17 protein-coding genes and 1 tRNA gene are annotated in these 18283 nt (G+C 68.7%); 8 read left to right on the forward strand and 10 right to left on the reverse strand.

Annotated elements, in window-relative coordinates:
- Positions 1-52: 52 nt before the first annotated feature.
- Positions 53-128 (reverse strand) — tRNA-Ile (locus E3U25_RS17490).
- 173 nt (positions 129-301) lie between these two features.
- Between E3U25_RS17490 and choX the strand changes: the two genes are divergently transcribed.
- The 7 genes from choX to E3U25_RS17525 all read left to right on the forward strand — a co-directional run bounded on the left by choX (position 302) and on the right by E3U25_RS17525 (position 7043).
- Positions 302-1240 carry a choline ABC transporter substrate-binding protein gene (gene choX, locus E3U25_RS17495; protein ID WP_116222433.1) on the forward strand — a complete coding sequence of 313 codons (939 nt, stop codon included), beginning with the start codon at positions 302-304 and terminating at the stop codon, positions 1238-1240.
- Entirely contained in the window at positions 1241-2737 is a 1497-nt protein-coding gene (gene betC / locus E3U25_RS17500; protein ID WP_116222048.1) for a choline-sulfatase, read from the forward strand.
- A 181-nt stretch (positions 2738-2918) separates the two neighbouring features.
- Positions 2919-3497: a DUF1269 domain-containing protein gene (locus E3U25_RS17505; RefSeq protein WP_072461645.1), complete on the forward strand. Its 579-nt coding sequence runs from the start codon at positions 2919-2921 to the stop codon at positions 3495-3497.
- A gap of 39 nt (positions 3498-3536) precedes the next feature.
- A complete protein-coding gene (mtgA, locus tag E3U25_RS17510; RefSeq protein ID WP_072461646.1) occupies positions 3537-4295 on the forward strand; it encodes a monofunctional biosynthetic peptidoglycan transglycosylase in 759 nt (252 codons plus the stop codon).
- Between the two features lie 87 nt (positions 4296-4382).
- Positions 4383-5072, forward strand: a complete 690-nt coding sequence (gene fzlA / locus E3U25_RS17515) for an FtsZ-binding protein FzlA (protein ID WP_036752368.1) — start codon at positions 4383-4385, stop codon at positions 5070-5072.
- Positions 5053-6105, forward strand: coding sequence for a tRNA epoxyqueuosine(34) reductase QueG (queG, locus tag E3U25_RS17520; RefSeq protein WP_052095774.1), 1053 nt, complete (start codon positions 5053-5055; stop codon positions 6103-6105). Before fzlA ends, queG begins: the two co-directional genes overlap by 20 nt.
- Positions 6102-7043, forward strand: a complete 942-nt coding sequence (locus E3U25_RS17525) for a DMT family transporter (protein ID WP_036752370.1) — start codon at positions 6102-6104, stop codon at positions 7041-7043. Before queG ends, E3U25_RS17525 begins: the two co-directional genes overlap by 4 nt.
- Before the next feature lie 21 nt (positions 7044-7064).
- Here E3U25_RS17525 and E3U25_RS17530 read toward each other — a convergent pair whose 3' ends face one another.
- The 9 genes from E3U25_RS17530 to cysQ form a co-directional block, all read right to left on the reverse strand.
- Positions 7065-8459, reverse strand: a complete 1395-nt coding sequence (locus E3U25_RS17530; RefSeq protein WP_116222047.1) for a hypothetical protein — start codon at positions 8457-8459, stop codon at positions 7065-7067.
- Positions 8456-10150, reverse strand: coding sequence for a DUF5927 domain-containing protein (locus tag E3U25_RS17535; protein WP_181180862.1), 1695 nt, complete (start codon positions 10148-10150; stop codon positions 8456-8458). Before E3U25_RS17535 ends, E3U25_RS17530 begins: the two co-directional genes overlap by 4 nt.
- Complete coding sequence (locus E3U25_RS17540; RefSeq protein WP_083539053.1) at positions 10147-11172, reverse strand: glycosyltransferase family 2 protein; 1026 nt, start codon at positions 11170-11172, stop codon at positions 10147-10149. Before E3U25_RS17540 ends, E3U25_RS17535 begins: the two co-directional genes overlap by 4 nt.
- Positions 11173-11200: 28 nt before the next feature.
- Entirely contained in the window at positions 11201-12439 is a 1239-nt protein-coding gene (locus tag E3U25_RS17545) for a glycosyltransferase family 4 protein (RefSeq protein WP_116222046.1), read from the reverse strand.
- Positions 12429-13427: a UDP-glucose 4-epimerase GalE gene (gene galE / locus E3U25_RS17550; protein ID WP_116222045.1), complete on the reverse strand. Its 999-nt coding sequence runs from the start codon at positions 13425-13427 to the stop codon at positions 12429-12431. The genes E3U25_RS17545 and galE overlap by 11 nt, the downstream gene beginning before the upstream one ends.
- Positions 13428-13433: 6 nt before the next feature.
- Positions 13434-14324, reverse strand: coding sequence for a UTP--glucose-1-phosphate uridylyltransferase (locus E3U25_RS17555; protein WP_036752388.1), 891 nt, complete (start codon positions 14322-14324; stop codon positions 13434-13436).
- A 102-nt stretch (positions 14325-14426) separates the two neighbouring features.
- Positions 14427-15680 (reverse strand): glycosyltransferase family 2 protein, encoded by a 1254-nt coding sequence (locus E3U25_RS17560; protein ID WP_116222044.1) that lies wholly within the window; start codon positions 15678-15680, stop codon positions 14427-14429.
- Positions 15680-16480 carry a 3-deoxy-manno-octulosonate cytidylyltransferase gene (locus E3U25_RS17565; protein WP_116222043.1) on the reverse strand — a complete coding sequence of 267 codons (801 nt, stop codon included), beginning with the start codon at positions 16478-16480 and terminating at the stop codon, positions 15680-15682. The genes E3U25_RS17560 and E3U25_RS17565 overlap by 1 nt, the downstream gene beginning before the upstream one ends.
- 5 nt (positions 16481-16485) lie before the next feature.
- Positions 16486-17283, reverse strand: a complete 798-nt coding sequence (gene cysQ / locus E3U25_RS17570; RefSeq protein WP_116222042.1) for a 3'(2'),5'-bisphosphate nucleotidase CysQ — start codon at positions 17281-17283, stop codon at positions 16486-16488.
- Between the two features lie 70 nt (positions 17284-17353).
- Between cysQ and E3U25_RS17575 the strand changes: the two genes are divergently transcribed.
- Complete coding sequence (locus E3U25_RS17575; protein ID WP_281029317.1) at positions 17354-18247, forward strand: ABC transporter permease; 894 nt, start codon at positions 17354-17356, stop codon at positions 18245-18247.
- Positions 18248-18283 lie beyond the last annotated feature (36 nt).

The following is an 18283-nucleotide window of genomic DNA, read 5'->3' on the forward strand; positions in this document are numbered from 1 at the left end:
TACTGCCCCACGCGCGAAATTTCCGTTATATATCAATTCTATAAAATGTTCGTGGTAGGCCCGGAGGGACTCGAACCCCCAACCCAGGCGTTATGAGCGCCCTGCTCTGACCATTGAGCTACAGGCCCCGAACGGCGCCACCATTGATCGAGCAGGCCCGCCGCGTCAAGGCCGGGAACGTCGCATGGCGGGAAATCCGCGGCAGGCGGGCCGGCATCGGCTCTTGATCCCGCATCCCGCCTGTGGGCTGATGGCGCAGGAAGCCGCGGCCCGGCCGCGGCAGGAAACCAGAGGCCCGATCATGTCCAGAACCGCCCTGCTGCCCTCGCTTGCCCTTGCCCTGATTGCCGCCGCGCCCGCGCTGGCGGACGATCCCGCCAGCTGCGGCACCGTCCGCTTCTCGGACCCCGGCTGGACCGACATCACCGCGACCAACGGCGTCGCCACCGCGCTGCTGCAAGGGCTGGGCTATACGCCCGACCTGCGCACGCTGTCGGTCCCCGTCGGCTACGAGGCGCTGAAGAACGGCGATACCGACCTATTCCTGGGCAACTGGATGCCGGCGCAGCAGAAGTTCCGCGACGACCTCGACGCTTCGGGCCGGACCGAGGAGCTGGTACAGAACCTGACCGGCGCCAAGTTCACCCTGGCCGTCACCGCTGCGGCCGCGGACCTGGGCGTCCAGGATTTCGCCGATCTCGACGGCCACAAGGACGCCTTCCAGGGCAAGATCTATGGCATCGAGCCGGGCGCGCCGGCGAACCAGACCATCCAGGCCATGATCGAGGCGGACAAGTTCGGCCTGGGCGACTGGGAGCTGGTCGAATCGAGCGAACAGGGCATGCTGGCCCAGGTCCAGCGCAACGATGCCGCCGGCCAGCCCTCGGTCTTCCTGGCCTGGGCGCCGCATCCGATGAACGTCGCGCTGGACATCACCTACCTGTCGGGCGGCGACGAGGAATTCGGCCCCGATTACGGCGGCGCCACCGTCCACACGCTGGCCCGCAAGGAATGGGCCGCCGCCTGCCCCAATGCCGCCAGGCTCTTCGGCCAGCTGGTCTTTACCGTGGAGATGGAGAACCTGCTGATGGGCAAGATCCTGGACGAGGGCATGGACCCGACCCAGGCCGCCAAGGGCTGGATCGCCGAGAACCCGGATGCGGTGGCGGCATGGCTTGACGGCGTGACCACGCTGGATGGAAAACCCGGCGCGGAAGCAGTCATGGCATCGGTGAAGTAATTGCAACGACCCAATATCCTGATCGTGATGGCCGACCAGTTGTCGGGGGTGCTGTTCCCCGACGGCCCGGCCGAGTTCCTGCATGTGCCGCATCTGCGCCGGCTGGCCGCGCGCTCGACCCGCTATGCCAACGCCTATACCGGCAGCCCGCTTTGCGCGCCCGGCCGCGCCAGCTTCATGTCCGGGCAATTGCCGCGCCGCACGCGGGTCTATGACAATGCGGCCGAGTTCTGCTCGGACATCCCGACCTATGCCCATCACCTGCGCCGGGCGGGCTGGCAGACCTGCCTGTCGGGCAAGATGCATTTCGTCGGCCCCGACCAGCTGCACGGGTTCGAGGAACGGCTGACCACCGACATCTATCCGGCCGATTTCGGCTGGACCCCGGATTACCGCCGCCCCGGCGAGCGCATCGACTGGTGGTATCACAACCTGGGCTCTGTCACCGGCGCCGGCGTGGCCGAGATCACCAACCAATACGAATACGACGACGAGGTGGCCTATCACGCCACCCGCAAGCTCTACGACCTGGCGCGCGGCGGCGACGCGCGGCCCTGGTGCCTAACCGTCAGCTTCACCCATCCGCACGACCCCTTCGTCGCCCGGCGGAGGTATTGGGATCTCTACGAGGGCATCCCCGAGTTGGAGCCGCCCGAGGCGATCCCATATGACCGGATGGACCCGCATTCGCAGCGGCTGATGGATGCCTGCGACTGGCGGGGCCTTGAGGTGACGCCCGATCACATCCGCCGTGCAAGGCAGGGCTATTTCGCCAATATCTCGTATATCGACGACAAGCTGGGCGAGATCCTGGACGTGCTGGAGCGCACCCGGCGGGAGGCGATCGTGGTCTTCCTGTCGGACCATGGCGAGATGCTGGGCAGCCGCGGGCTGTGGTTCAAGATGAACTTCTTCGAGGGTGCGGCGCGGGTGCCGCTGATGATCGCGGCGCCGGGCATGGCGCCGGGGCGGGTGGACACGCCGGTCTCGACCATCGACGTGCTGCCGACGCTCTGCGAACTTGCCGGCATCTCGATGGCCGAGGTCGCGCCCTGGACCGACGGGCGGTCGCTGGCGCAGGGCGCCGGGGCGCGCGGGCCGGTAGCGATGGAATACGCGGCCGAGGGCAGCATCGCGCCGCTGGTCTGCCTGCGCGACGGCGACTGGAAATACATCGCCTGCGCGGCCGATCCCGAGATGCTGTTCGACCTGGCCGCGGACCCGGACGAGCGGGTGAACCGCGCCGCCGATCCGGCGGCGGCCGGGGTGCTGGCGCGGATGCGGGACATGGCCGGGGCGCGCTGGGACCTGGCCGCCTATGACGCCGAGGTGCGCGAAAGCCAGGCCCGGCGCCGGGTGGTCTACGAGGCGCTGCGCAACGGCGCCTATTTCCCCTGGGACCACCAGCCGCTGATGAAGGCATCCGAACGCTACATGCGCAACCACATGGACCTGAACGTGCTGGAGGAGGCCAAGCGCTTTCCGCGCGGCGAATAGGCGGGCGGCGGCGCCCGGCCGCTCCGTCGCGGCCGGGGGCTGTCTGCCCCCGGACCCCCGAGGATATTTGGCCACGAAAGAAGCAGGCGGGGATTTCGGCGGCCGCGACCCTGTGCCGCAGCAAGGAACCCGCGATGCGGGCGGGGCGTTGGCCCGCCATCAGCCAAGAGGGATTTCCGCCATGTCCGACCTGCTTGTCATCGCCTTCGACGACGAGGCGACCGGCTTCGAGCTGCGCACCGAACTGGTCAAGATGCAGAAGGAATATCTGATCGAGCTCGAGGATGCCGTGGTCGTCACCCGCCCCTCGGCCGAGGATATCCAGCTGCACCAGGCCGTGAACCTGACCGCGGCGGGCGCGCTTGGCGGCGGCTTCTGGGGCACGCTGGTCGGGCTGATCTTCCTCAACCCGCTGATCGGCGCCGCGGTCGGCGCGGGCGCGGGCGCCATCGCCGGCACGCTGTCCGACATCGGCATCAACGACGATTTCATGCGCGAGCTTGGCCAATCCGTCCCGCCCGGCGGCTCGGCCGTGTTCATCCTGGTGCGCAAGATGACCGCCGACAAGGTGCTGGCGCGGCTGGAAAGCTTCCACCTGAGGGGCCGGGTGCTGCAAAGCTCGCTGCCCGAGGCCGAGGAGGATCGCCTGCGCAAGGCCTTTGCCGGCGGCAAGCTGGGCACGGCACTCGGCATGCCGCATGTGGACCGGCCGGACCCTGGGGCCACGGCGGAGGGATCGGACCCCTCGCCCTCGGCCTGACGCTTGACGCAAGGGGCATGGGCGTGACAGGACGCCCCCATGCCCCACCGCACGGACACCCTTGACGACAACCCCGAGGCGCAGGTGACGCGCCGGCGCCGCGGCCTGCGCGTCGGGCGGCCGCTGCGCCGCCTGGTGCGGTGGCTCTGGTCCTGGACCAGTTGGATCGGCGCGCGGCTGCTGGCGCTGATGTTCGTGCTGGTCTTTCTGTTTTCCTTCATCAACCCGCCGACCACCTGGACCATCATCCAGGGCCAGCGCGAATTTCCCGGCCGGGCCACGCGCGAATGGGTCGGCCTGGACCAGGTCTCGGCGCATATGGTCCGCGCCGTGGTCGCGGCCGAGGACGCCAATTTCTGCAACCACTGGGGCTTCGACATGGTCGAGATCCGCCGGGTGATCGCCTCGGGCTCGTCGCGCGGCGCCTCGACCATCACCCAGCAGACGGCGAAGAACGTCTTCCTGTGGCAGGGGCGCAGCTGGCCGCGCAAGGTGATGGAGACGACCTATACCCCGATGATCGAGGCGCTGTGGTCCAAGCGCCGCATCGTCGAGGTCTACCTGAACATCGCCGAATTCGGCCGCGGCGTCTTTGGCATCAAGGCCGCCTCGGAGTATTATTTCAAGACCACGCCCGACAAGCTGAGCCTGCGGCAGGCGGCGGCGCTGGCCTCGATCCTGCCGGCGCCGCGCACGCGCAACCCGCAGACCGGCTCGGCCCGCACCCGTTCGATCGTCAGCGGCGCCGAGACGATCCGGGCGGATGGCCGCGATTCCTGCCTGGGGCTTGGGCGCTGATCCGCGCCCTGCCGCGCATCGCGGTTGAAACTGCGCGTCCCCAAGCGTATCAACCGGAAGCCCGAGAACGAACCGGTTTTTCCACCCATGAACACGCCCTCGCCCAGTTCCACGATTCGCCTTTACCATGTCGCCCTGTCGCCCTTTTGCCGCAAGGTCCGTCTGGTGCTGGCCGAAAAGCGCATCGAGGTCGAGCTGGTCGAGGACCGTTTCTGGGAGCCGGGCTCGGAAATCATGCGCCGCAACCCGGCGGGCAAGCTGCCGGTCCTGCGCATGGACGGCCGGCTTCTGGCCGAAAGCCAGGCGATCTGCGAATACCTGGACGAGATCCAGCCGCAGCCCTCGCTGATGCCGGCCTTGCCGGCCGAGCGCTACGAGGTGCGCCGGCTTTGCGCCTGGTTCGATGACAAGTTCAACGCCGAGGTGACGCGCCCGGTGATGAACGAGCGGGTCTGGAAGAAGGTGATGCGCCTGGGCTACCCGGATTCGCGCACGGTCAAGGCCGGGCTTTCGGCAATCCGCTATCACCTGGACTACATGAAGGGCCTGCTGGAACATCGGCGCTGGCTGGCGGGCGACGTGATGACGCTGGCCGATTTCACCGCCGCCGCGCATCTGTCCTGCCTCGACTATATCTCGGACGTGGACTGGACCCATTCGGCCGAGGTGCAGGAATGGTATGCCAAGATCAAGTCGCGGCCCGCCTTCCGCAGCCTTTTGGCCGACCACCTGCCGGGCGTCCACCCGGCGCCGCATTATGCGCTGCTCGACTTCTAGGCCGACCGACCCGGCGGAGATCCGTTCGCGGCTGGAACAGCAGGCACGGGCCGAGGGTTTCTCGGCCCTTGGCATTTGCGCCCCCGACGCCAACCCGCAGCTGCCCGAGCGGCTGGCCGCCTTCCTGGAGCAGGGCCGCCACGGCCAGATGGGCTGGATGGCCGAGCGGGCGCATTGGCGCGCCTCGCCGGGAAGCCTGTGGCCCGAGGCGCGTTCGGTCATCATGCTGGCCGAGCTCTACACGCCCGAGCATGATCCGATGGAGGTCATCGGCCACAAGGACCGCGGCGCGGTCAGCGTCTATGCCCAGGGCAAGGACTACCACGACCTGGTCAAGAAACGGCTCAAGCGCCTGGGCGGCTGGCTGGTCGGGCTGACCGGCTGCGAGATCAAGGTCTTTGTCGACACCGCCCCGGTGATGGAAAAGCCGCTGGCCCAGGCGGCGGGCCTGGGCTGGCAGGGCAAGCACACCAACCTGCTGTCGCGCGAGCTGGGCAGCTGGTTCTTCCTGGGCGCGATCTTCACCACGCTGGAGCTGCCCAGGGACGCGGCGGAACGCAGCCATTGCGGCTCGTGCCGGGCCTGCCTCGACGCCTGCCCGACCGGGGCCTTTCCGGCGCCCTACCAGCTGGATGCGCGGCGCTGCATCTCTTACCTGACCATCGAGCACAAGGGGCCGGTCGACCCCGAGCTGCGGCCGAGCCTGGGCAACCGCATCTATGGCTGCGACGATTGCCTGGCCGCCTGCCCCTGGAACAAGTTCGCGCAGGAAGCGACCGAGCTGCGCTATCACGGGCCCCATGGCGCGCCGGCGCTGGCGGAACTGGCGGCGCTGGACGATGCGGGTTTCCGCGAGCGTTTCTCGGGCAGCCCGATCAAGCGCATCGGGCGCGACCGCATGGTGCGCAACGTGCTTTACGCCATCGGCAATTCGGGGCTTGCACATCTGCGCCCGCTGGCCGAATCCTTGGCCGATGACCCCGACCCCGCGGTCGCCGATGCGGCACGCTGGGCATGCGAGCGATTGCCATGATCCATACGCCCCCAAGCCCGCTGCGCGGCATCCTGCTGAAATGCCTCAGCGTGCTGGTGTTCACCATCATGGCCTCGATCGTCAAGGCCACCGCCCAAGGGGGCCTGGGCGTGCCGCCGGGCCAGCAGGTGTTCTTCCGCTCGCTTTTCGCCATCCCGGTCATCCTGGTCTGGCTGGCCTTCCGGCACGAGCTGGGCGTGGGGCTGAAGACCTTTCGCCCGATGGGGCATTTCTATCGCGGCGTGATCGGCACTGCGGCCATGGGGCTGGGCTTCTGGGCGCTGGCCCTGCTGCCTTTCCCCGAGGTCACGGCCATCGGCTATGCCGCGCCGCTGCTGACGGTGATCTTCGCCGCCATGTTCCTGGGCGAGGACGTGCGGCTGTTCCGCCTGTCCATGGTGGTGCTGGGGCTGGTCGGCGTGGTCATCGTGCTGTCGCCGCGGCTGAGCTTCGGCGCCGCCATGGGCTACAGGGAAAGCCTGGGCGCCATGGTCACGCTGTCGGGCGCCGCCTGCACGGCGCTGGCGCAGATCTTCGTGCGCAAGCTGGTGCAGGAGGAACGCACCTCGGCCATCGTGTTCTGGTTCTCGGTCACGTCGACGCTGCTGGGGCTGCTGACGCTGCCCTTCGGCTGGGTCTGGCCCGATGCCGAGACCGCCGCGCTGCTGGTCACGATCGGGCTGCTGGGCGGGCTGGGGCAGATCCTGCTGACCTCGGCCTATCGCTATGCCGATGCCTCGCTGGTCGCACCCTTCGAATATGCCTCGATGCTGCTGGCGCTGCTGATCGGCTGGTTCATCTTCGACGAGGCGCCGACGCTGGTCATGCTGGCAGGCGCGGCGCTGGTCATCACCGCCGGCATCCTGATCATCTGGCGCGAGCGGCAGCTGGGGCTGGAACGCAACCGCCAGCGCAAGGCCATGACCCCGCAGGGCTAGTCACGGCTGGGCCGGGCCAGGCTAGGGCTGGCCGGCAAAGCCGAAGGCGACGTAGTCGCGCAGATAGGCCCTTTTCGCCGCGGCGCGCAGTTCCTGGTCGTTCAGGAAATCCGGGAAGGGCTCGGCCTTGGGCGGTTCGGCCGGCGCCCCGATGCCGGCGCTGGCGGCGAGCCAGGACAGCTCGCGCGGCAGGTCCGCCTCGCGCAGCACCATGTCGGGGGCGCCGAGACGGGCGAAACCGGCCAGCACCTCGGACTGGCTGGCCCAGCCGGGATAGGTCGGCAGCGTGGTCTGGCCGTTCAGGTTGCGGCGCAGCAGGTCCAGGAAGGCCGCGAACAGCTCGGCCTTGCGGCCCTGGTCCAGCGCCGCAAGCTCGGGATCGGGCGGCAGCGGCACGCGATGGATCCGCCGCAGCAGGTCGCGCAATTCGGCATTCCTGCCCTGGGTCAGCGATTCGAACGCCTTCCAGGCCCGCAGCAACGGATGGCGCAGCACGGTGAAACTGCGATGGCCGCCATGCTGGCGCTTCCATTGCCGCAGGCTGGCCTGGGTGAAATCGCCCGCGACCTCGCCCATCGCCCGCAGCCAGTCCGAGACCCGGCCGGTCGGCCCGCCCTTGACCGGCATGAAGATCAGCCCCCTGCCCGCCTCGGCCCCCAGGAACGAGGGCACGGCGGGACCGCGGCGCGGCTCGAAATTCGGGATGCGGCGCAGCATGAACGGGTCGAGGCGCGCCAGTTCCGCCTGCATCTCGTCGAAATTCTCGACCTTCTCGGACAGTTCGCGCGGGTTTTGCGGCACCTGGTCGCTGGCCGGCTCGACCCGCTCCAGGTCGGTGCGGCCCAGCCAGTGCAAAAGGCCGGTCATCACCTCGGCGTCGCGCAGATCCTCGTAGCCCAGCCAGAAGGCGGCCTGGCCGGTCACTTGCAGCCGGTGCATGACCTTCAGCTGGAACGCCTCGATCTCGCCCACCGCCTGCCGGAACTCGGCGCCGTCGAAGCGCACGGCGGCGGGGATCGGGGTCTCGGTCTCGTTCAGCTTCCACTGGTTCGTCGCCCGCGCCAGCGCGGTCGAGACATAGCTGTCCACCGGGTTGCGGGTCAGCACGATCTTGGCGCAGGACCGATCCTCGATGATGGCGTCCAAGACGCGCGGGTCGTGGTCGTGGAAATAGCGAAACCCCGGCAGGTGGTTCGGCTTGTCGAAGATCGCGGCCAGCAGCCGGTGGGGATCGGCCTCGCGCTCGGCCATGGTGATGCCCTTCAGCTCGTCCTTGTCGGGCCAGCCCATCATGTAGGGGTTGAAGGCCTCGCCAAAGCAGGTGACGCGCTTGACGGCGTTCAGCGTCGCCTCGAGCAGGTTCGAGCCGGTGCGCATCTCGGCGAAGATGACGAAGCTGCGAAAGGGCTGGGTCATGGCGCGGGGTTTCCTTGGCTGGTCGGCGGGGCGGGATCGGCCACCGGGAAATCCCCCATCAGCCGCGGATGCAGCCCGGCATTGCGCAGCCTTTGCAGGAACCGCCCCATGCCGGCGATGTCGCACATCCGGGGCAGGTCGGCGGCGGCGCGGGCATCGCCGCCCAGCCCTTGCAGGACGCCGCCCAGCACGGCCGCGGGCCGGGCGCAGACATCGCCCAGATCCCAGACCTGCGTGCGCGCCTTGAGCCAGACCGAGTTCAGCACCTCCATCTGCGCCAGTTCGGTGCGTTGCAGGATGGCAGCGACCCGGCGGATGTCGTCGAAGGGCATGTCGGAATGCAGCAGCGGCACGGCCCAGGCGCCGGTGACGACGAAGATGCGCGCATTGGGATCGGTGGCGAGGAACCAGTTCATTTCCTGCCCGTCGCGCGGGCTGAATTGCCAGGCCTGCATCCGCTGCGAGCTGCGGATCAGGTTGGCCAGGAAGCCGCGCTGGTCCAGGTCGCGCAGCCCGGCGCTGTCGGGCAGCGCCCCCGGCCCCAGCGGCTTGCGGCCGGCGAACTCGACGCCCTGCACGGCGAAGACATGGCCATGCACATCGGCGTCGATCCGCCCAGCCAGCCAGGATTCGAAACCGGGGAACAGGTCGGTGAAGCCCTGGAACAGAGCATAGGGCGCGGCGGTCTTGCCGTTCTCGCGATCCTTCAGCGGAAAGCGGCTTTGCATGTAAAGCCCCGGCCGGCCCAGCCGCCGGCGCGCCACCGCCTGCGCGATGATGCGTTCTACCCGCTCGGGCCGGGGCTCGGCGGCCGGGGGGACCGCGGCCTCGGCCGGCGGGAAATGCCGGTAAAGCCGATCCGCGCCCCGCCAGATCTTGCGCGCGACAAAGCAGCGCGATTGCTGCAAAAGCTCCAGGTGGTCGTCGTAAAAGATATAGGGCTTGCCCTGGTCGTCGAACCTGGCCAGCGTCAGCGAGCGGCTTTCGATGCTTCTGGAATGGCGGCGGGCGAGGGTCTGGAAATAGCTTTCGTCCGGGATCCAGACCCGGCTGAAATAGCGGTCGAACTCGGCCCGGCGCGGATCGGCCAGGATCGCGCCCAGCGTGGCCCGCGTCAGGCACCACCATTGCGAGCCCAGATGCGGCACCAGGCCTCGCGGGATGCGGCGCTTGTAGCCCAGCCGGCGCTGCAGCGCGACATAGCGGTCGAAAAGCTTGTGCCGGCGCCGCCAGGAAAAGGGGAAATGCAGGGTGAAGCGTTCCTCGTTCAGCCCGCCGACGGTCCAGCCGACATCCTCGGCCGTCACGCTTTCGATAAAGTCGCGTCCGGGATGCGACGCCAGATAGGCGCAAAGATCCGCCACCGGCCGCAAGGGCAGGCAGGCGCCCGAGACGACCAGCACATGCGTCACGTCCCCGAACCGCCCGAGCAGCAGGGATGCGGCGTCCTGCGTGGCGCGCACCAGGCTGAAGGTGCCCCATTCGCAGGGATGGCGCGGGCTGAACAGCACCTGCGGCAGGTCGGCCAGCCCGGCGCGCATGGGCCGGACCGCATCCTCGGCCGTCCGGGCATCGACATGGACCGCGACCGCCGCCCCGCCCTCGGCCCAGACCCGCGCCATGCGGGCGGCGATGGGCAGTTCCTCGTGGCACAGCATGACCACGCCCAGCCGCACCGGCGCGTCGCTCATGCCCAGTTCCCCTTGGAGATCAGGCCCAGATCCTCGAGCTGGCGCCAGTCCCGCAGCGCGCAGGACTGCTCGCACCAGAAATCCGGGTCGTCGCGCAGCCCGGCGTGATAGGCCAGGTATTCCTGGCTGTCGGCGTAATGCTGGCGCCGGCTCAGCTCTTCGGCGGATTTCTCGACGAAGCTGGACAGGAACTTGGCATGCAGCAGGCAACCCGAGGCCTTTTCGCCGCCGTCCTGGTCATAAACCAGGTTCAGCGAGCGCGGCAGCAGCATATGGGTCGAGCTGACATAGGCCTGGCCCCGCTGCCAGCGCACCAGCGGGATCTTGTTCAGCGCCGGGGCGTTTTCGGGATCGTCGGCAAAGAAGGCCCGCGCCCGCGGCCCGCCCTGGATCCACAGGTTGCCGTATTCGCCGTTCTTGCGGATGACGTAATTGGCCGGGTCGAACCAGCGCGCGATCTGGAACGGATCCTGCCCGGCGCGATAGGGCTCGGCGGCCAGCGAGCCCTGGGGATACATGTCCAGCAGCATGGCCGAGAAGGCGCGGATGTTGCTGGCGTCCAGCCAGTCGGTCAGCGCCTGCAGGGGCCGGGTGTCGTGATGGGGATAGACCAGGAATTCGTCGGGATCGACCGTCAGGCACCAATGCCCCGCGCCATGGCGGTGCAAGAGCCAGTTCATCCAGTCCATGCCGAAGCGCGCCGCCTTGTAGCTGGCATGGGTCAGCCAGACCGAGACGTCCTGCTGCTCGCCCAGGTATTCGCGCCCGCCATCCTGCGAGCCGTTGTCCACCACCAGGAAGTGCCGGATGCCCAACGCCCGGTAATAGTCCAGAAACCACGGCAGGCGCGGCGCCTCGTTGCGCATGGTCATGAACAGCAGGATGTCGCCCGGCGCGATTCGGGCGGTGCGGTCCCAGACCGGATGCAACTGCCGGCGACGGCGGATCGCGCGCCCCAGCAGCCATTGACGGCGGGCGCGGAGCCTCAGTTTACGCCGGATAATCCTGAACGGGCGCGGCACGGGAACTCTTTTTACCTTTTACTGCCCGTCACATAGACGCAACCTCCGAGAGGCGCAATGTTTCGCTCAACCCTGCGTGGAAATGCGCGAAATGCCCGTCCCAGGCCGGCACCGGCCAGGCCGGCCGCCGCAGCGGCGGGGCGGCCGCCAGCCGCGCGATCTCGGCCGCCCAGTCGGCGGGGGCGTCGGGCGACAGCCAGGTCGCGTAATCGCCCAGCATCTCGCGCGCCGCCGGCAAGGGCGTGGCCAGGACCGGGATGCCGCGCCCGGCCGCCTCGGTCAGCGGCAGGCCGAAGCCCTCGGCCCGGCTGGGCATCAGCAACCCATGGCTGCGGTTCAGCAGCGCCGCCACCGCGCCGTCGTCCAGGTCGGAAAGCTCCTGCACCGGCCCGCGCGGCGGCAGGCGGTCGAGCCGGGCAAAGACCGCGCGATTCTCCCAGCCGCGGCGGCCGATGACGAACAGCTGCGGCGGCTTCGGCCCGCGCTCCAGCAACTGCCAGGCGTCCAGGAGCAGCCCGTGGTTCTTGCGCGGCTCGATGGTGCCCAGGGTGATGAAGAAGGGGCGCGACAGGTCCAGGCCGGCCGGCAGGCCGGCCGGATCGGGCGCGGCCAGCCTGGTGCCGATGGGCGCGGCGACGACCGGCGCATGGCCCGGCAGCCCCAGCCGCTCGCGCCAGCGCAGCACATCGGCGCGGGTGGCCTGCGAAACGGTCAGGATCAGTTCTGCCTGCCCCAGCGCGGCGGCGAAGCGGTCGCGGAACTTCCCGGCCTGGCCGGCACGGGTGAATTCGGGATGGTCCAGCGGGATGGTGTCGTGGATCAGCACCGCCCGCGGCAGGGGGCGCAGGTTCGCCAGCAGCGCCGGTTGCAGGTTGGCATGGCCGACGTTGACGTAGACGCCCTGCCCCAGATGCGCCTGGGCGGCGCGGCCCAGGCCCCGCCCGTCGCGACCGGCCCGTGCCAGCGCCATGCCGCGCAAAGCCGCCTCGGCCCGCGCAGCCAGGGTGCGCCGCCCGCGCAGCCGGTCCAGCAGGTCGGGCGGCGGCAGGTCGTCCAGCGCCCCGCCCAGCCAGCGCAGGATCGCCGCCCCGGCCTGGGGCGGCAGCAGCAACTGCCCGCGCCGCACCCGGCACAGCAGCAGATGCGGGCGGTCTTGCAGATGGGCCAGCCATTCCGCCTCGACCCGGTCGATGCCCGTCGCCGGGCCACCGCCGAGCCGCGAGATCAGCCGCGAGACATCCAGCAGAACCGCCGGGTCAGGCCTCATATCCGCCGTTCTGGTGCCAGCGCCAGGCGTCGCCGATCATCTGCGGCAGGGTCGAGCGCGCCGGGTTCCAGCCCAGAACCGAGACCGCCTTCTCGCTGCCCGAGACCAGCTTGACGGCATCGCCGCCACGGCGCGACCCCTCGGTCAGCGGCACCGGGCGGTTGGTGACATGCCGGGAATGGTCGATCACCTCGCGCACCGAAAAACCGTTGCCGGTGCCCAGGCAGAAGACCTCGTGCCCGCCCTCGGCCACCTTGCCGTCCAGCAGGTGTTTCAGCCCCAGCACATGCGCGTCCACCAGGTCCATCACATGAACATAGTCGCGGATGCAGGTGCCGTCCGGGGTCGGATAATCCGTGCCGTGGATGGTCAGCGCCGCGCGCTTGCCGTCGATGGCGTCCAGGATCAGCGGGATCAGATGCGTCTCGGGCTGGTGGAACTCGCCCACCTCGGCATCCGGGTCGGCGCCGGCCACGTTGAAATAGCGGAAGATCACCGATTTCAGCCCGTCCGAGGCGCCGAAATCCTTCAGCATGTCCTCGATCGCGCGCTTGGAGGCGCCATAGGCGTTCAGCGGCGTCTGCGCGGTCGTCTCGTCCAGCACGACACCGTCATGGTCGCCATAGGTGGCGCAGGTCGAACTGAAGACGAAATTCCGCACCCCCGCCGCCAGCGTCGCCTCGATCAGGCTCAGCGAGGCGCTGACATTGCCGCGCCAATACTTGCCCGGCTCGCGCATCGCCTCGCCGACCTGGCTCAGCGCGGCGAAATGCATCACCGCGACGGGCTTGTGGCGGGCAAAGACCTCGTCCAGCCGGGCCCGGTCCAGCAGGTCGCCCTGCTCGAAGGGGCCGAATTTCACCGCCTGCCGCCAGCCGGTGCAGAGATTGTCATAGGTGACGGGCTCGAAGCCCGCCGCGCGCAATGCCTTGCAGGCGTGCGAGCCGATATAGCCCGCGCCGCCGGTCACCAGAACCTTGTTCGTCATGCCCGCTTATTCCGCCGCCTTGCGCATTGCCAGGACGTCGGAAAGATAGTCGGCAAATTCATCCCTCAGATCGTCGCGCGCCAGGCCGAAAGCCACGGTCGCCTGCAGGAAGCCCGCCTTCGAGCCGCAGTCGAAGCGCTGGCCGCGGAAGCGCAGGCCGAACACGTCGCGACCCTCGGCGATCTCGTCGGCGATGGCGTCGGTCAACTGGATCTCGCCGCCCGAGCCCTGCTTGAGCTTGTTGAGGTTGCTCAGCACCGAGGGCGCCAGGATGTAGCGGCCGATCACGGCCAGGTTCGAGGGCGGGTTGTCCTTGGGCTTCTCCACCATGCCGCGGGCGCGGACGATGGCGCCCATGTCCTCGGACACGTCCAGCACGCCGTAGGCCCTGGTCTTCTCGGCCGGAACCTCCATGGTGGCGACCATGCTGCCGCCGGTTTCCTGATAGGCCTCGATCATCTGTTGCAGGCAGGGCGGCTCGCCCATGATGACGTCGTCGGTCAGGATGACGGCAAAGGGCTCGTCGCCGACCAGGCGGCGGGCGCACCAGACGGCATGGCCCAGCCCCAGCGCCTTGTGCTGGCGGACATAGGCGATGGCGCCCGATTCCATGTTGGTCGAGCGCAGGATGTCCAGCAATTCGTTCTTGCCGGATTTCTTCAGGCTCGATTCGAGCTCATGGGCGTGGTCGAAGTAATCCTCGAGCGCGCCCTTGCCGCGCGAGGTGACAAAGATGAACTCCTCGATCCCTGCCGCCCGTGCCTCGTCGATGGCATATTGGATCAGCGGGCGATCCACCAAGGTCATGATCTCCTTGGGAATGCTCTTGGTGGCGGGAAGAAAGCGGGTGCCCAGTCCAGCCACGGGGAAGATGGCCTTGGTGACTTTGCGAGTCATGAATTCGGTCTCCTGATTTCTGCACCGACGCAGGGCATTTATCCCTTTTTGCGGGCGCCTGCGCAACAAGCGCCTGGCCGGCACAGTCGTTCCTTTAAAATGTTAAAGCGATTCAATTTTTGCGTTTTGCGGCGATTTTCCGCTGATCTCGCTCCGCCGTCCAGGCAAATTTCCTCGCTCGCGCAGAATGCGCGCATTCTTGCTCAGAAATATGACAGGCGGGTCTCTGGGCAGCGAGGCGCCCCAAACACCGCCCCATTGTTCCCACCAGCCGCCCGCGGCGCGGGTCCGCCGATGCGGCAGGAAACTGGGGGTCAGCAGCAGCAGTTCGGTGGGCCGCCCCTGGGCCACGGCTTGCGCCGCGCGGGCGCGCAAGGTGCGCGCCTGCCAGTGCCAGCCGGCCAGAAACAGCGGCTCGCCGCCCGACGCCCGGCGCGGCAGCGGCTGGAACGGCGGCGGCGGGGGCCGGTTCCAGACCGGCGGGGCGGGCGCCTGCCCCCGGCCCTGCGCCAGGCCGCGGTCCAGCGTCGCCAGGATCGGCGCGATGGCGAAAGGGTCGAGCCGGCCGGCCACCATATGCCGCAGGAGCCGCCGGCGCTGGCCTTCGCGCAGCCAGCCCGCATCGCCGCCGTGCCGCGCGGCGAAGATCGCGGCGGAACGGCCGATGGCGGTCAGATCGCGCGGCACCCCGGCCTCGCCCCGGACGGCGCCGGGGGCGGCGCCATGGATCACCTGCGCCGCCGGGACCACCGCCGTCAGCCCCTGCGGAAACCGCGCCGCCATGCGCAGGTTCACGTCGCTTTCGTCCAGGTAATAGGCGAAGGCCGGATCGAAGCCACCGATCTGCAGCAGCGCGTCGCGGCGAAAGCCGGAATTGGTGCCGATGGTGCTGACCGGGCAGCCGTTCTCGGGCGCAAGCAGCGCGGTTTCGGCGACATGCAGCGGCAGGGTGGCGCCCGAAGGCGTGATTCGCTCGGCCCGGACCTGCCAGCGCAGCCCGTCGGGCCCGCGGGTGAAGCCGGTGGCGGCGATGACGCGCGGATCGGCAAAGGGCGCGGCCAGCGCCCCGGCCCAGCCCGGCTCGGCCAGCGCGTCGTCGTCGATGAACAGCACCACCTCGCCCGCCGCCAGCGCCAGCCCCTCGTTGCGCGCGGCCGAGATATTGGCCTGGTCGAAGGCCAGCCGCTTGGCCGGCAGTTCCGGGCAGATGCCGACGGCGGCGGGATCGGCCACCAGCACCAGTTCGAAACCGGCATGGACCTGGCCGGCCAGCGAGGCCAGGCAGCGCGCCAGCGCCTGCGGCCGGTGGCGCGAGACGACGATGATGCTGATCGAAGGCAGCCCGCCTTCGGGCATCAGGCGATGCCCATGCGCTGCATCATCGCTTCCAGCTTGGGCACGTCCGAGGGGTTGTTCAGTTCCCAGAACTCGCGGCCCTTCGCCTCGACCTCGACGCAGAGGATGCGGCGGCCGCGTTCCAGGAAGCGCAGCTGCTCAAGCCCTTCCAGCACCTCCAGCCGGCCCTCGTCCCAGGTCGGGTATTCGGCCAGCGCCGCCGGGCGATAGGCATAGACGCCGACATGGTGAAAGACCGGCGTCGGCTCGCTGGGACCGAAATCCGCCGCGGCATAGGGAATCACTTCCTTGGAGAAATACAGCGCCCGCCGGTCATGGCCGAAGACGGCGGTGGTGCCGCCGACGCGCCCCGCCACCCGGTCGGCGATCAGGTCCGAGCGCATGGCCCCCGAACAGCGCAGGACCGGCGTGGCCACGTCGGCGCCGGGATCGGCGCGCAGCCCGGCGACCAGCTCCTCGACGAACCAGGAAGGCGTCAGCGGCGCGTCGCCTTGCAGGTTCACCACGATCTCGGGCGACACGCCCAGATTGGCCACCGCCTCGGCGCAGCGCTCGGTGCCGTTGCGGGCGGCGGTCGAGGTCATGGCGACCTCGGCCCCGAAACCCTCGGCATGGGCGCGGATGCGCTCGTCGTCGGTGGCGACGATCACGCGGTCGATGCCCTGGACGGCTCGCGCCGCCTCCCAGCTGCGGCGGATAAGCGACAGCCCCGCGCCGGTCGCGCCGCGCAGCTCGACCAGCGGCTTGCCGGGATAGCGGGTCGAGGCGTGGCGGGCGGGGATGACGATGACGACGGACATGGGCGTCAGTCCTTGACCAGCAGCACGCCGGGGGCGAAGGCGATGAAGAACGGGTTCTCGAACCCCGGCTTGCCATAGGCCAGCGGCGCGTGGTCATCGAATCGCACCACCTCGCCGCCCGCGCCGCGCAGCACCGCGTCGCCCGCGGCGGTGTCCCATTCCATCGTCCGGCCCAGGCGCGGGTAAAGATCGGCCTCGCCCGTCGCCACCAGGCAGAACTTCAGCGAGCTGCCGGCCGAGGTCATGTCGCGCACCCCGTAGCGGGCGATATAGTCGTCCGTCGCCGCGTCGCGATGCGATTTCGAGGCGACGACCATCAGCGCCCGGTTGTCGGGCGTCGAGTTGACGCCGATGGGCGTCAGCTCGCCCGGTTCTTCGCCAAAGGGACCCTTTTCCTCGACCGAGCCGCCCTGCGCGGTGGTATAGAACAGCCGTCCCTTGGCCGGGGCATAGACCACGCCCAGCCGCGGCACGCCGTTTTCCACATAGGCGATGTTGACGGTGAAATCGCCGCGACGCTGCACGAATTCCTTGGTGCCGTCCAGCGGATCGACGATCAGGAAGGTCGAAAGGCTCTGGCCATGGGTCGCCGCCTGTTCCTCGGTCACCAGCGCGATGTCGGGGAAGGCCGCGCGCAGCCCGGCCGAGATCAGCGCGTCGGCGGCCTCGTCGGCCTCGGTCACGGGCGAGGCGTCGGATTTGGCGCGCACATCGAAATCCTCGGCGCCATAGATCTTCATGATCTCGTCGCCGGCCCGCAGGGCAAGACGTCGCATTTCGGCAATCATTCGATCGAATTGCATGGTTTTTCCTTTCCGTCCCGAAGCATCGGGGATGCGGCGCCGATTGAACACGGCTGTCGGCTTCCTTATGATGCGGCGGACCGCGCAGGGCAAGCACCCCGCGAAAGCCATAACCGAAACCGCAGCCAGAGCCATCCAGACCATGTTCACCCAGCACCGCAGCCGCAACATGGTCGAGGCCGCTTTCACCACGCTGTCGCTGATCTATCACGTGACGGTCAACAACCTGCGCAAGGGCCAGCGCAACGCCGTGGTCGGGCTGATCATGACGGTGGTGCAGGCCATCAGCATGATCCTGGGCTTCTATCTGCTTTTCGCCATCATGGGCATGCGCCACGCGCCGATCCGGGGCGACTACATCGTCTATATCATGTCCGGGATCTTCATGTTCATGGCCCATTCGCAGGCCATGGGCGCGGTGGCCATGGCCGGCAACCCCAACAACCAGATGATGAAGCACGGGCCGATGAACACCGCGGTGATGATCTCGGCCGCGGCGCTCGCCTCGCTCTACAAGCAGACCTTCTCGGCCGTCGTGGTGCTGAGCGGCTATCACTACATGATCCAGCCGATCCAGATCGACAACCCGCTGGCCTGCTATGCCATGCTGGTGCTGGCCTGGTTCTCGGGCTGCTGCATCGGGCTGATCTTCCTGGCCCTGCGGCCCTGGTGGCCGCAGGCGGCGCAGGTGCTGACGCAGTTCTACCAGCGCATCAACATGGTGTTTTCCGGCAAGATGTTCGTGGCGAACCTGATGCCCAGCGCGATGCTGCAGATGTTTTCCTGGAACCCGCTGTTCCACCTGATCGACCAGACGCGCGGCTTCGCCTTCATCAACTATTCGCCGCGCAACTCGTCGCTGGACTATCCGCTCTATGCCACGCTGACGCTGCTGATGATCGGGCTGATGGCGGAATACGCGACGCGCAAGGCGGTCTCGATCAGCTGGGCGGCCGGCCGGTGACGGCGGCCCCCGCCCCCTCTCCTGCGCCCCCGCCCG

Source organism: Paracoccus versutus (assembly GCF_029909795.1).
Classification (GTDB): domain Bacteria; phylum Pseudomonadota; class Alphaproteobacteria; order Rhodobacterales; family Rhodobacteraceae; genus Paracoccus; species Paracoccus versutus.